This window comes from Pseudomonas poae (assembly GCF_001439785.1).
Taxonomy (GTDB): domain Bacteria; phylum Pseudomonadota; class Gammaproteobacteria; order Pseudomonadales; family Pseudomonadaceae; genus Aquipseudomonas; species Aquipseudomonas poae.
In genome coordinates this window covers 204,542-217,822 of the sequence record NZ_JYLI01000002.1, presented here as the reverse complement: position 1 = coordinate 217,822, position 13,281 = coordinate 204,542, and the positions used below count along the sequence as shown (strand labels likewise).

General features: G+C 62.3%; 16 protein-coding genes. 12 read left to right on the top strand and 4 right to left on the bottom strand.

What is annotated here, in order from left to right; translation table 11 throughout:
- Positions 1-8 precede the first annotated feature (8 nt).
- Positions 9-1,013, top strand: coding sequence for an aspartate carbamoyltransferase catalytic subunit (locus tag TU75_RS02685; protein ID WP_003234591.1), 1,005 nt, complete (start codon positions 9-11; stop codon positions 1,011-1,013).
- Entirely contained in the window at positions 1,010-2,281 is a 1,272-nt protein-coding gene (locus TU75_RS02680) for a dihydroorotase (protein WP_060548138.1), read from the top strand. Before TU75_RS02685 ends, TU75_RS02680 begins: the two co-directional genes overlap by 4 nt.
- Before the next feature lie 142 nt (positions 2,282-2,423).
- Here the strand turns inward: TU75_RS02680 and TU75_RS02675 are convergent, their stop codons facing one another.
- A complete protein-coding gene (locus TU75_RS02675; protein ID WP_163001024.1) occupies positions 2,424-2,834 on the bottom strand; it encodes an NINE protein in 411 nt (136 codons plus the stop codon).
- Positions 2,835-3,102: 268 nt separating this feature from the next.
- Here TU75_RS02675 and TU75_RS02670 point away from each other — a divergent pair, with 268 nt between their 5' ends.
- Complete coding sequence (locus TU75_RS02670; RefSeq protein WP_032870762.1) at positions 3,103-3,741, top strand: C40 family peptidase; 639 nt, start codon at positions 3,103-3,105, stop codon at positions 3,739-3,741.
- Positions 3,742-3,815: 74 nt separating this feature from the next.
- Here the strand turns inward: TU75_RS02670 and TU75_RS02665 are convergent, their stop codons facing one another.
- The gene (locus tag TU75_RS02665; RefSeq protein ID WP_060548137.1) at positions 3,816-4,850 is read right to left on the bottom strand and encodes a type IV pilus twitching motility protein PilT; all 1,035 of its coding nucleotides are present in this window, start codon (positions 4,848-4,850) and stop codon (positions 3,816-3,818) included.
- 57 nt (positions 4,851-4,907) lie between these two features.
- Between TU75_RS02665 and TU75_RS02660 the strand changes: the two genes are divergently transcribed.
- From TU75_RS02660 to TU75_RS02620, 9 genes are all read left to right on the top strand, one after another.
- Complete coding sequence (locus tag TU75_RS02660) at positions 4,908-5,603, top strand: YggS family pyridoxal phosphate-dependent enzyme (protein ID WP_003234596.1); 696 nt, start codon at positions 4,908-4,910, stop codon at positions 5,601-5,603.
- Positions 5,604-5,627: 24 nt separating this feature from the next.
- Complete coding sequence (gene proC / locus TU75_RS02655; RefSeq protein WP_060548136.1) at positions 5,628-6,446, top strand: pyrroline-5-carboxylate reductase; 819 nt, start codon at positions 5,628-5,630, stop codon at positions 6,444-6,446.
- Positions 6,447-6,471: 25 nt separating this feature from the next.
- Positions 6,472-7,059: a YggT family protein gene (locus TU75_RS02650; protein ID WP_003234598.1), complete on the top strand. Its 588-nt coding sequence runs from the start codon at positions 6,472-6,474 to the stop codon at positions 7,057-7,059.
- Between the two features lie 194 nt (positions 7,060-7,253).
- Positions 7,254-8,393: a homoserine O-succinyltransferase MetX gene (metX, locus tag TU75_RS02645; protein ID WP_015373214.1), complete on the top strand. Its 1,140-nt coding sequence runs from the start codon at positions 7,254-7,256 to the stop codon at positions 8,391-8,393.
- Positions 8,394-8,400: 7 nt separating this feature from the next.
- Complete coding sequence (metW, locus tag TU75_RS02640; protein WP_003234603.1) at positions 8,401-9,021, top strand: methionine biosynthesis protein MetW; 621 nt, start codon at positions 8,401-8,403, stop codon at positions 9,019-9,021.
- Positions 9,022-9,042: 21 nt separating this feature from the next.
- Positions 9,043-9,477, top strand: coding sequence for a DUF4426 domain-containing protein (locus TU75_RS02635; RefSeq protein WP_003234607.1), 435 nt, complete (start codon positions 9,043-9,045; stop codon positions 9,475-9,477).
- Entirely contained in the window at positions 9,474-10,070 is a 597-nt protein-coding gene (gene rdgB, locus TU75_RS02630) for an RdgB/HAM1 family non-canonical purine NTP pyrophosphatase (protein WP_015373215.1), read from the top strand. The genes TU75_RS02635 and rdgB overlap by 4 nt, the downstream gene beginning before the upstream one ends.
- On the top strand, positions 10,067-11,269 hold the full coding sequence (hemW, locus tag TU75_RS02625) for a radical SAM family heme chaperone HemW (protein ID WP_060548135.1): 1,203 nt from the start codon (positions 10,067-10,069) through the stop codon (positions 11,267-11,269). The genes rdgB and hemW overlap by 4 nt, the downstream gene beginning before the upstream one ends.
- Before the next feature lie 19 nt (positions 11,270-11,288).
- The gene (locus tag TU75_RS02620; RefSeq protein ID WP_003234612.1) at positions 11,289-11,612 is read left to right on the top strand and encodes a DUF3392 domain-containing protein; all 324 of its coding nucleotides are present in this window, start codon (positions 11,289-11,291) and stop codon (positions 11,610-11,612) included.
- 127 nt (positions 11,613-11,739) lie between these two features.
- Here the strand turns inward: TU75_RS02620 and trmB are convergent, their stop codons facing one another.
- Together trmB and TU75_RS02610 are read right to left on the bottom strand one after the other, a co-directional pair.
- Positions 11,740-12,465, bottom strand: coding sequence for a tRNA (guanosine(46)-N7)-methyltransferase TrmB (gene trmB, locus TU75_RS02615; RefSeq protein WP_003234613.1), 726 nt, complete (start codon positions 12,463-12,465; stop codon positions 11,740-11,742).
- Positions 12,466-12,474: 9 nt separating this feature from the next.
- Positions 12,475-13,269: a thiazole synthase gene (locus TU75_RS02610; protein WP_003234615.1), complete on the bottom strand. Its 795-nt coding sequence runs from the start codon at positions 13,267-13,269 to the stop codon at positions 12,475-12,477.
- Positions 13,270-13,281: the final 12 nt, after the last annotated feature.

The window sequence follows — 13,281 nt, the reverse complement described above, 5'->3', positions numbered from 1 at the left end:
TCCCCGCGATGACGCCTCTAGATGCCAAGCGCCCGCTGCAGCTCAATGCTCAGGGTCAATTGCAACATTTCTTGTCCCTCGACGGTTTGCCCCGCGAACTGCTCACCGAAATCCTCGACACCGCCGACTCGTTCCTCGAAGTCGGCGGACGCGCGGTAAAAAAGGTCCCGCTGCTGCGCGGCAAGACCATCTGCAATGTGTTCTTCGAGAACTCCACGCGCACCCGCACCACCTTCGAACTGGCGGCACAGCGCCTGTCGGCCGATGTGATCACGCTGAACGTGTCCACGTCGTCGGCCAGCAAGGGCGAAACCCTGCTCGACACCCTGCGCAACCTTGAGGCCATGGCCGCCGATATGTTCGTGGTGCGCCACGGCGACTCCGGCGCCGCGCACTTCATCGCCGAGCACGTGTGCCCGCAGGTGGCGATCATCAACGGCGGCGACGGCCGTCACGCCCACCCGACCCAGGGCATGCTCGACATGCTCACCATCCGGCGGCACAAGGGCAGCTTTGAAAACCTCTCGGTGGCCATCGTCGGCGACATCCTGCACTCGCGGGTGGCGCGCTCCAACATGCTGGCCCTCAAAGCTTTGGGCTGCCCGGATATCCGCGTGATCGCGCCCAAGACGCTGCTGCCGATCGGCATCGAGCAATACGGCGTCAAGGTCTACACCGACATGACCGAAGGCCTCAAGGATGTGGACGTGGTGATCATGCTGCGCCTGCAACGCGAACGCATGTCCGGTGGGTTGCTACCCAGCGAGGGTGAGTTCTACCGCCTGTTCGGCCTGACCACCGCACGCCTGGCCGGCGCGAAACCGGATGCCATCGTGATGCACCCCGGCCCGATCAACCGGGGGGTAGAGATTGAGTCGGCGGTGGCCGACGGCAACCAGTCGGTGATTCTCAACCAGGTGACCTACGGCATCGCCGTGCGCATGGCGGTAATGTCCATGGCCATGAGCGGGCAAACCGCGCAACGTCAATTCGAGCAGGAGAACGCCCAGTGAAGCTCAGCATCCTTGGCGCGCGTGTTATCGACCCGGCCAGTGGCCTGGATCAAGTCACCGATCTGCACCTGGAGGCCGGCAAGATCATCGCCATCGGCGCCGCCCCCGGCGGCTTCAGCCCCAGCCAAACCATCGACGCCAACGGCCTGGTGGCCGCGCCGGGCCTGGTGGACCTGAACGTCGCCCTGCGCGAGCCGGGCTATAGCCGCAAAGGCAGCATCGCCAGCGAAACCCGCGCCGCCGCTGCCGGGGGCGTCACCAGCCTGTGCTGCCCGCCGCACACCAGGCCGGTGCTGGACACCTCGGCGGTGACCGAACTGATCCTCGACCGCGCCCGCGAGGCCGGCAACTGCAAGGTGTTCCCCATCGGCGCCCTGAGCAAAGGCCTGGACGGCGAACAACTGGCCGAGCTGATTGCCCTGCGCGACGCCGGTTGCGTGGCGTTCGGCAACGGCCTGGAGAGCTTTCGCAGCACCCGTACCCTGTGCCGTGCTCTGGAATACGCGGCCACCTTCGACCTGACGGTGATCTTTCATTCCCAGGACCGTGACCTGGCCGAAGGCGGCCTGGCCCATGAGGGCGCCGTGGCCAGCTTCCTCGGCCTGCCGGGCATCCCGGAAACCGCCGAGACCGTGGCCCTGGCACGCGACCTGCTGCTGGTGGAACAAAGCGGCGTGCGCGCGCATTTCAGCCAGTTGACCAGCGCACGCGGCGTTGCCCTGATCGCCCAGGCCCAGGCCCGTGGCTTGCCGGTGACGGCGGACGTGGCGCTGTACCAGTTGATCCTCACGGATGAAGCGCTGATCGACTTCTCCAGCCTGTACCACGTGCAGCCGCCGCTGCGCACATTGGCCGACCGCGAGGGTTTGCGGGCGGCGGTCAAATCCGGTGTGGTGTCGGCGATTTCCAGCCATCACCAGCCCCACGAACGCGACGCCAAGCTGGCGCCGTTTGGCGCAACCGAGCCGGGTATCAGCAGCGTTGAGCTGTTGCTGCCCCTGGCGATGACCCTGGTGGAAGACGGCTTGCTGGACTTGCCAACGCTGCTGGCGCGCCTGAGCAGCGGCCCGGCGCAGGCCTTGCGCCTGCCGGCGGGCAAGTTGGCGGTGGGTGCAGCGGCGGATCTGGTGGTGTTTGATCCGACAAGCTCCACGGTTGCCGGGGAGCAGTGGTTGTCCAAGGGCGAGAACTGCCCGTTTATCGGCCATAGCCTGCCGGCGACGGTGCGTTATACCTTGGTGGACGGTCGCATCAGCTACCAGGCCTGACACCGCTTTAACGTGGGCACAGTACATGTGGGAGGGGGCTTGCTCCCGATTGGGGTGGGTCAGCCACAGATGAGCTGACGGGTCCACCGCTATCGGGAGCAAGCCCCCTCCCACACTTGCATCTCTATCTGGCTAGAGAGGTTCAGCGTCCGCTGTTGCGCTCGGCATTGCGGATCGATATCTGCGTATTCAAGGTCCAGAAGTCATACAGCACGCCCACCAGAAACAATCCGCCGGTCAGCAGGTAGATCAGGCCGGTGATCCATTTGCCCTGGTACATGCGGTGCACACCAAACACGCCCAAAAACGCCAGCAGAATCCACGCAATGTTGTATTCGATAGGCCCGGCGGTAAAACGCAGGTCGGCTTCACGGTCCATGGCCGGGATCAGGAAGAAGTCGATCAGCCAGCCGATACCCAGCAAGCCCAGGGTGAAAAACCAGATCGTTCCGGTCACGGGTTTGCCGTAATAAAAGCGATGCGCGCCGGTAAAACCGAAAATCCACAGCAGGTAACCGATCACCTTGCTGTGGGTATCTTGCTGTTGGCCAATCTGTTGATAGGTATTCATCGCGTACCTCATTTGCCTCGATAGATAAATTTTTTCAGTTTCTTTGTGACTTTTTTACAAGCGCCCGACGTACGGCAAATGGTATCTTCCCTGCCCTGAAAGCCTTATGCCACCTGACTTGTGTCCGAAAATGGCAGTCAATCGTCGCCTTTTTCCTGATTTTGCCGTCAAGGTTGAGTCGACAAACGGCCTGAGATCGACACAAAAAGCTGTTATAAAGTTGCGCGCTAACCCATATGAGCCACGCCGAATGCGACCTTTCTTCAAGACATGGCTAACCATCTGCCTATTAATGCCACTGGCCGCCCACGCCACCAATCGTGAGCAACGTCTTCCCAACGTTAACGGTTTCACCCCTAAAGTTCATAGCGCTGCGGTCAACGCCAAATCAGCCAAGCTGACCGTCAAGCGTCCTACTCAACTGAGCAAGGCCCACGGCAAAGCCACTCCAGCGCTGATGGCCGTCAACACCAAGCAGAGCAGCACCGTGCTCAGCCGCGCCGTGAATGTGCTCGGTACTCCTTATCGTTGGGGCGGCAGTAGCCCAAGTAAAGGGTTCGACTGCAGCGGTTTGGTGAAATATGCCTTCAATGACGTCAAGGCGGTCGATCTGCCGCGTACGTCCAACGCCATGGCCGCCGGCCACGGGCAGAAGGTTGAACGCAAGGACCTGAAGCCGGGCGACCTGCTGTTCTTCAAGTTGAAGAGCCGCCAGGTGAACCACGTTGCCATTTACCTGGGCAACGATCGTTTCATCCACGCACCGCGCCGTGGCAAATCAGTGAGCATCGACACGCTGAAAAAGCCGTTCTGGAACAAGAACTACGTGATCGCCAAGCGTGTGCTGCCCAAAGAGCAGAACAACAACCTGCGGATCGTGCAGCGCTGATTTTCCCGGTTCAAATGCAGTAAATGTGGGAGGGGCTTGCCCCCTCCCACATGGGTTTCCATTGTTTTTGAGACCTATATGTCCCCAGGCACCGTCGCCTTCTCGCGCGCCTCTTCCCGGCTGACCAGCCCCTCGCCCACCAGCGCCCTCAAGCTCATATCCAGCGTCTTCATCCCCACCGCCCCGCCGGTCTGAATCGCCGAGAGCATCTGCGCCACTTTGTTCTCGCGAATCAGATTACGAATGGCCGGCGTGCCCAGCATGATTTCATGGGCCGCCACGCGCCCGCCGCCGAGCCTCTTGACCAGCACTTGTGACACCACCGCCTGCAGTGATTCCGCCAACATCGAGCGCACCATGGCCTTTTCCCCCGCCGGGAACACATCCACCAGACGGTCCACGCTTTTGGCCGCTGACGTGGTGTGCAGGGTGCCGAAGACCAGGTGCCCGGTTTCCGCCGCCGTCAATGCCAGGCGAATGGTCTCCAGGTCGCGCAACTCGCCGATCAGAATCACGTCCGGGTCTTCGCGCAGGGCCGAGCGCAGGGCCGTCGAGAAGCTGTGGGTATCGCGGTGCACCTGACGCTGATTGATCAGGGCCATGTTCGGCCGGTGGATAAATTCGATGGGGTCTTCCAGCGTGAGGATGTGCTGGCGGCGATGCCGATTCAGGTCATCGATCATCGCCGCCAGCGTGGTGGACTTGCCCGAGCCGGTGGGACCGGTCACCAGCACCAGGCCGCGCGGCAAGCGCGCGATGCGCTGGAAGACTTCGCCCAGCCCCAGGCTCTCCAGGCTCTGAACCTCGCAAGGAATGGTGCGAAACACCGCCCCCACGCCACGCGCCTGGCGGAACACGTTCACGCGGAACCGCGCCACGCCCGGCAGCTCGAATGCAAAATCCGTTTCAAGAGATGTTTCGAAATCCTTTTGCTGGTGCTGATTGAGCAAAGGGCTCAACAAGTCCGCCACTTGCGGCGGTGAAAGCACCGGCCAATCCAGTGGCCATACCTCGCCATCAACCCGCAACATCGGCACCAGACCAGCCGAAAGATGCAGGTCGGAGGCGCCACGGCGCACGCTGGCCGTCAGCAATTGAGTGATATCCATAGGGCTTTCCATTTCCAGTAGAATGCCGCGGACTCCATATCCACGGGTGCATCTTGAATGTCGACGATAGCAGACAACATCGGCCAGGTTAGCCAGCGCATCCGCGCCGCGGCCGACGCCGTGCAACGTGACCCGAGCAGCATCCACCTGCTGGCCGTGAGCAAGACCAAACCTGCCGAGGCTGTGCGCGAGGCCTATGCCGCCGGCGTGCGCGACTTCGGCGAGAACTACCTGCAGGAAGCGTTGAGCAAACAGGCGCAATTGTCCGACCTGCCCTTGAGTTGGCACTTCATCGGCCCCATTCAATCGAACAAGACTCGTGCTATCGCCGAGAACTTCGCCTGGGTGCATTCCGTGGACCGCCTGAAAATCGCACAACGCCTGTCCGAGCAACGCCCGGCGGACCTGCCGCCGCTGAATATCTGCATCCAGGTCAACGTCAGTGGCGAAGCCAGCAAGTCCGGCTGCACACCCGCCGACCTGCCGGCCCTGGCGAACGCCATCAGCGCCCTGCCGCACCTGAAGCTGCGCGGCCTGATGGCAATCCCTGAGCCGACTGAAGACCGCGCGGCGCAGGACGCGGCGTTCGCCAGTGTGCGCGAACTGCAAGCCAGCCTGAATCTGGCGCTGGACACACTTTCCATGGGCATGAGCCACGACCTCGCGTCGGCCATCGCCCAAGGCGCCACCTGGGTGCGGGTCGGTACCGCGCTGTTTGGCGCCCGCGACTACAGCCAGCCGTCACATGGCTGACGTTCATTTAGCTAAGGACCTGTCATGAAAGACACGCGTATTGCCTTTATCGGCGCCGGTAACATGGCGGCCAGCCTGATCGGCGGCCTGCGGGCCAAGGGCCTGGACGCCACGCAGATCCGCGCCAGCGACCCGGGCGAAGAGACCCGCGCCCGCGTCAGCGCCGAGCACGGTATCGAAACCTTCGCCGACAATGCCGAGGCCATCCACGGCGTCGACGTGATCGTGCTGGCGGTCAAGCCACAGGCCATGAAGGCTGTGTGCGAAAGCCTGCGACCAAGCCTGCAGCCGCATCAGCTTGTGGTTTCGATTGCCGCCGGTATCACCTGCGCCAGCATGAACAATTGGCTCGGCGCCCAACCGATCGTGCGCTGCATGCCCAATACCCCGTCGCTGCTGCGCCAGGGCGTGAGCGGCCTGTACGCCACCGCCGAAGTCAGCGCCACACAGCGTGACCAGGCCCAGGCGTTGCTGTCTGCGGTGGGCATCGCCGTATGGCTTGAGCAGGAGCAGCAACTGGATGCGGTCACCGCCGTGTCCGGCAGCGGCCCGGCGTACTTTTTCCTGCTGATCGAAGCCATGACCGCCGCCGGCGTCAAACTGGGCCTGCCCCATGACGTGGCGGAACAGCTGGCTGAGCAAACAGCGCTGGGCGCGGCAAAAATGGCTGTCGCCAGCGAGGTGGACGCCGCCGAACTGCGCCGTCGCGTGACCTCGCCGGGCGGCACCACGCAAGCGGCCATCGAATCGTTCCAGGCCGGGGGCTTTGAAGCCCTGGTGGAAAAGGCACTGGGTGCTGCGGCACACCGTTCGGCCGAGATGGCCGAGCAACTGGGCAAATAGTCGTCCCTTACCAAGGTAATCAAACATGCTCGGAATCAATGACGCTGCCATTTTCATCATCCAGACCCTGGGCAGCCTGTACCTGCTGATCGTGCTGATGCGCTTCATCCTGCAACTGGTGCGGGCGAACTTCTACAACCCGCTGTGCCAGTTCGTGGTCAAGGCCACGCAACCGCTGCTCAAGCCGCTGCGCCGTGTGATCCCGAGCCTGTTTGGCCTGGACATGTCGTCGCTGGTGCTCGCGCTGCTGCTGCAAATGCTGCTGTTCGTGGTGATCCTGATGCTCAGCGGCTACCAGCCCTTTACGGTGCTGCTGTTGCCGTGGGCGCTGATCGGGGTGTTCTCGCTGTTCCTGAAGATCATTTTCTGGTCGATGATCATCAGCGTGATCCTCTCGTGGGTTGCACCGGGCAGCCGCAGCCCGGGCGCCGAGTTGGTGTACCAGATCACCGAGCCGGTGCTGGCGCCGTTCCGTCGTCTGATCCCGAACCTGGGCGGTTTGGATATTTCACCGATCTTTGCGTTCATCGCGATCCAGTTGCTGCAAAGCTGGGTGATTCCGCGTTTGGCGTTCTATGCGTTCATGCCCAAAGAGCTGTTCGGCCTGATCTGACAGGTGGGAGCTGGCTTGCCTGCGATGCAGGCACCTCGGTGCGTCAGTCACGCCAAGGTGATGCGATCGCAGGCAAGCCAGCTCCCACACAAACCAGCACTGAAATTTGTATCTGCGTACTGGCGCAGGCCTTTGCTTGCCGCTGGCCCCACCGCTCTTTAGACTTACGCCTCATTTAAACGAGAGCAGGGTCGATGTCAGCTGCCTTCCCCCCCGATTCTGTTGGACTGGTCGTGCCCCAGGTGGCGCACTTCAGCGAACCGCTGGCCCTGGCCTGCGGCCGGTCGCTGCCGGCCTATGACCTGATCTATGAAACCTACGGCCAGTTGAATGCCACGGCGAGCAACGCCGTGCTGATCTGCCACGCCCTGTCCGGCCATCACCACGCCGCCGGCTTCCACAGCGCCGACGAGCGCAAGCCCGGCTGGTGGGACAGTTGCATCGGCCCCGGCAAACCCATCGACACCCATAAATTCTTCGTGGTGAGCCTCAACAACCTCGGAGGCTGCAATGGCTCCACCGGCCCGAGCAGCCTCAACCCCGAAACCGGCAAGCCGTTCGGCGCCGACTTCCCGGTGCTCACCGTGGAAGACTGGGTGCACAGCCAGGCACGCCTGGCCGACCTGCTCGGCATCACGCAGTGGGCGGCGGTCATCGGCGGCAGCCTGGGTGGCATGCAGGCCCTGCAATGGACCATCACCTACCCGGATCGCGTGCGCCACTGCCTGGCCATCGCCTCGGCGCCAAAACTGTCGGCGCAGAACATCGCCTTCAACGAAGTGGCACGCCAGGCGATCCTCACCGACCCCGAGTTCCACGGTGGTTCGTTCCAGGAAGCCGGCGTGATTCCCAAGCGCGGCCTGATGCTCGCACGCATGGTCGGGCACATCACCTACCTGTCCGATGACTCCATGGGCGAGAAATTTGGCCGTGGCCTCAAGAGCGAAAAGCTCAACTACGACTTCCACAGCGTGGAATTCCAGGTGGAAAGCTACCTGCGTTATCAGGGCGAGGAGTTCTCCGGACGCTTTGACGCCAACACCTACCTGCTGATGACCAAGGCCCTGGACTACTTCGACCCGGCGGCCAACCATGACGATGACCTGGCGAAAACCTTCGAACACGTCACCGCCAGCTTTTGCGTGATGTCGTTCACCACCGACTGGCGCTTCTCGCCAGCGCGTTCGCGCGAGCTGGTAGACGCCTTGATGGCCGCCAAAAAGGATGTCTGCTACCTGGAGATCGACGCACCCCAAGGCCATGACGCCTTCCTGATCCCGATCCCGCGCTACTTGCAGGCTTTCAGCAACTACATGAACCGCATCATTTTGTGAGAACGCCATGAGAGCCGACCTGGACATCATCCAAGACTGGATCCCCGCCGGCAGCCGCGTGCTCGACCTGGGCTGCGGCGATGGCGAATTGCTGAGCTGGCTGCGCGACCACAAGCAAGTCACCGGCTACGGTCTGGAAAACGACCCGGACAACATCGCCCAGTGCGTGGCCAAGGGCATCAACGTGATCGAACAGGACCTGGACAAGGGCCTGGGCAACTTTGCCAGCAACAGCTTCGATATCGTGGTGATGACCCAGGCCCTGCAAGCAGTGCACTACCCGGACCGCATCCTCGACGAAATGCTGCGCGTGGGTCGCCAGTGCATCATCACCTTCCCCAACTTCGGCCACTGGCGCTGCCGCTGGTACCTGGCGACCAAGGGCCGCATGCCGGTCTCGGATTTCCTGCCCTACACCTGGTACAACACGCCGAACATCCACTTCTGCACCTTCGAAGACTTCGAAGCGCTGTGCGGCGAGCGTGAAGCCAAGGTGATCAACCGCCTTGCCGTCGATCAACAACACCGCCACGGCTGGGCGAGCAAGCTATGGCCCAACCTGCTGGGCGAAATTGGTATCTACCGGGTCAGCAGTCCTGGCCTGACCGACCACAAGATTGCCGTTTAATCATTTTCAAGAGGGACGCTCATGAGTCGCCTTGCTGTTTTTCTATTGACCGCATGCCTGGGCGCCAGCGCCATGGCCGCCGACGTTATCGACCCCAACCGCACCAAGGAATTCGGCGATATCACCGTGCGTTACAACACCTTCACCTCCAGCTTCCTGCAACCTGAAACCGCCCAGAAAGTTGGCGTGGTGCGCAGCAAGGAGAAGGGCTTGATCAATGTGACCGTGATCAAGGGTGTAACCCCGGTCGCAGCGCAGGTGACCGGCACCATCAAGGACCTGGGTGGCAAAAGTGAAATCCTGACATTCAAACAAGTCGAAGAGAAAGGCGGGATCAGCTACCTGGCGCCTTACTCCGTGACGCAGCGGGAATACAAGACGTTTACCATCAATGTTGAAACCGGCGGCAAGGCCCATGGTTTCCAATTCAACCAAGAACTGTTTCCGGCCGAATGATGAACCTCTCCCAACTCGTACTGGCCAGCCATAACGCCGGCAAACTCAAAGAACTCCAGGCCATGCTCGGCGAATCCGTGCAACTGCGCTCGATTGGCGAGTTCAGCCAGGTCGAGCCGGAAGAGACCGGCCTGTCGTTCGTCGAGAACGCCATTCTCAAGGCACGCAACGCTGCACGCATTTCGGGACTGCCAGCGCTGGCCGATGATTCGGGGCTGGCGGTGGATTTCCTGGGTGGCGCGCCGGGCATCTATTCGGCGCGCTATGCCGACGGCAAAGGCGACGCGGCCAACAACGCCAAGCTGCTGGACGCGCTCAAGGACGTGCCGGACGCGCTGCGTGGCGCGCAGTTCGTCTGCGTGCTGGCGCTGGTGCGCCATGCCGATGACCCGTTGCCGATTCTGTGTGAAGGCCTGTGGCACGGGCGCATCCTGCACGCCGCCAGCGGCGAGCACGGTTTTGGTTATGACCCGCTGTTCTGGGTGCCGGAGCGCAATGTCTCCAGCGCCGAACTGAGCCCGGCCGACAAGAACCAGATCAGTCATCGCGCCCGTGCCATGGTGTTGCTGCGCCAGCGTCTGGGCTTGAAATGACTCTGAACACCTCTGCGCAGCCGCTGATCCACGGCGGTACGCAAACGCCCCGGGCGGCCTTGCCGGTGCTGCCACCCCTGGCGCTGTACATCCACATTCCGTGGTGCGTGCGCAAATGCCCGTATTGCGACTTCAACTCCCACACTGCGAGCACAGTGCTACCGGAAGAGGAGTATGTGGACGCCCTGCTGGCCGACCTCGACCAGGACCTGCACGCCGTTTACGGTCGCGAGCTGAGCTCGATCTTCTTCGGTGGCGGCACGCCCAGCCTGTTCAGCGCAGCGGCGCTGGGCCGCCTGCTCGAAGGCGTGCAGGCGCGCATCCCGTTTGCGGCCGATATCGAGATCACCCTGGAAGCCAACCCCGGCACGTTCGAGCAAGAGAAGTTCGTGGCGTACCGCAAGCTGGGGATCAATCGCCTGTCCATTGGCATCCAGAGTTTCCAGCAGCAAAAGCTCGAGGCTCTGGGCCGTATCCATAATGGCGACGAGGCGGTACGCGCGGCGGGCATGGCGCGCCAGGCCGGCTTCGACAACTTCAACCTGGACCTGATGCACGGCTTGCCCGATCAGTCCCTGGACGACGCCCTCGGCGACCTGCGCCAGGCCATTGCGCTCAAGCCAACGCACCTGTCCTGGTACCAGCTGACCCTGGAACCCAACACCGTGTTCTGGAACCAGCCGCCCGCGCTGCCGGAAGACGACACCCTGTGGGATATCCAGGAAGCCGGCCAGGCACTGCTCGCCGAACACGGTTACGCACAGTATGAAGTATCGGCCTACGCCCAACCCGGCCGACCGGCGCGGCACAACCTCAATTACTGGAGTTTTGGCGACTTTATCGGCATTGGCGCAGGCGCCCACGGCAAGCTCAGCCACCCTGATGGACGCATCGTGCGCACCTGGAAAACCCGCGCGCCGAAGGACTACCTCAACCCGGCCAAAAGCTTCCAGGCCGGGGCAAAAGAACTGACCAACGACGAGCTGCCGTTCGAGTTCCTGATGAACGCCCTGCGCCTCACCAAAGGGGTCGACGCCAGGCTCTATCCCGAACGCACCGGCCTCGACCTGGTCAGTCTCGATGCAGCGCGGCGCGACGCAGAACAAAGTGGCTTAATGCAGGTCGAACCGTCACGCCTGGCGGCGACCGACCGTGGGCAACTCTTTCTCAATGACCTGCTGCAGAAATTTCTGAGCTGACGCTTCTTAAGGAAATCGAATGGATCTGGTACTCGACCTGCTCGCCACCGCATCCCGCTGGAGCCGCAGCAACCTGTCGGAAATATCCCTGGCCCTTGTGGGCTGCCTGCTGGTGCTGTTCGGCGCCGACATCAAAGGCTGGGTGGAAGCCCGTCTGGGCAGCATCGCCGGCGCGTTGCGCGTGCCCTTGATGGCGTTGCTTTGCCTGATCGGCAGCGGCGCCGCGCTGATCTACGCCACACCGTGGATTGTGCGCGGGCTAGGCCAGTTCAATAACTACAGCCTGGCGCCAGTGCTGGTGGTGGTGCTGGTTTTGATTGGGGTTGTAGCGGATCGTCGCTGACCTCAAGTACACCGCCAAACAACTGTGGGAGCTGGCTTGCCTGCGATGCAGGCACCTTGGTGTATCAGTGATACCCAGGTGATGCTATCGCAGGCAAGCCAGCTCCCACATTGGACTGCATTTCAAATCAGGCCAGCTTTTCGAACTTCAAATCCCACACCCCATGCCCCAACCGCTCACCGCGCCGTTCGAACTTGGTGATCGGACGCTCGGCCGGGCGTGGCACGCATTTGCCGTCTTCAGCGATGTTGCGATAGCCAGGCGCGACGTTCATCACTTCCAGCATGTATTCGGCATAGGGCTCCCAGTCGGTGGCCATGTGCAGGATGCCGCCGACTTTCAGCTTGCTGCGCACCAGCTCCGCGAAGGAGGCCTGGACGATGCGACGCTTGTGGTGGCGGGCTTTGTGCCATGGGTCAGGGAAGAACAGCATCAGGCGGTCGAGGCTGTTGTCGGCGATGCAGCGGTTGAGCACTTCAATCGCGTCGCAGTCATAGACTCGCAGGTTGGTCAGGCCTTGGGTGAGCACGCCGTTGAGCAGCGCGCCGACACCTGGGCGGTGCACTTCAACACCGATGAAATCCTGCTCCGGCGCGGCGGCGGCCATTTCCAGCAGGGAGTGGCCCATACCGAAGCCGATTTCCAGGGAACGCGGGGCCGAGCGACCGAATACCTGGTCGTAGTCCACCGGCGCATCGGCCAGGGGCAGCACGAACAGCGGCGTGCCCTGCTCCAGGCCCTTTTGCTGGCCTTCGGTCATGCGGCCGGCGCGCATCACGAAGCTCTTGATGCGGCGGTGCCTGGAGTCGTCGGCAGCGTCCACGGTGTTCGGCGTTTCGTTTGATTCAGTCATCAATGGCTCTTACTTGATCAGACCATCCAGCGGCGAAGAAGCGCTGGCATAGAGTTTTTTCGGCATGCGCCCGGCGAGGTAAGCCAGACGGCCCGCGACAATGGCGTGTTGCATGGCTTCGGCCATCATGATCGGTTGTTGGGCATGGGCGATGGCCGAGTTCATCAGCACCGCGTCGCAGCCCAGCTCCATGGCGATGGTCGCGTCGGAGGCGGTGCCTACGCCGGCATCCACCAGCACCGGGATCTTGGCTTCTTCAAGGATGATCTGCAGGTTGTACGGATTGCAGATACCCAGGCCGGAGCCGATCAGACCGGCCAGCGGCATCACGGCGATGCAGCCGATTTCCGCCAATTGACGGGCGATGATCGGGTCATCACTGGTGTAGACCATCACGTCGAAGCCTTCCTTGACCAGGGTTTCAGCGGCCTTGAGGGTTTCGATCACGTTGGGGAACAGGGTTTTCTGGTCGGCCAGCACTTCCAGCTTCACCAGGTTGTGGCCGTCGAGCAGCTCACGGGCCAAGCGGCAGGTGCGCACGGCTTCGATGGCGTCATAGCAACCGGCGGTGTTCGGCAGGAAGGTGTAGCGATCCGGCGACAGCACTTCGAGCAGGTTCGGCTCGCCCTCGATCTGGCCAAGGTTGGTGCGGCGCACGGCGAAGGTCACGATCTCGGCACCCGAGGCTTCGATGGCCAGGCGGGTTTCTTCCATGTCGCGGTACTTGCCGGTGCCGACCAGCAGGCGGGACTGGTAGGTACGACCGGCCAGGACGAAAGGCTTGTCGCTACGAACGATGCTCATGGGAAATCCTCG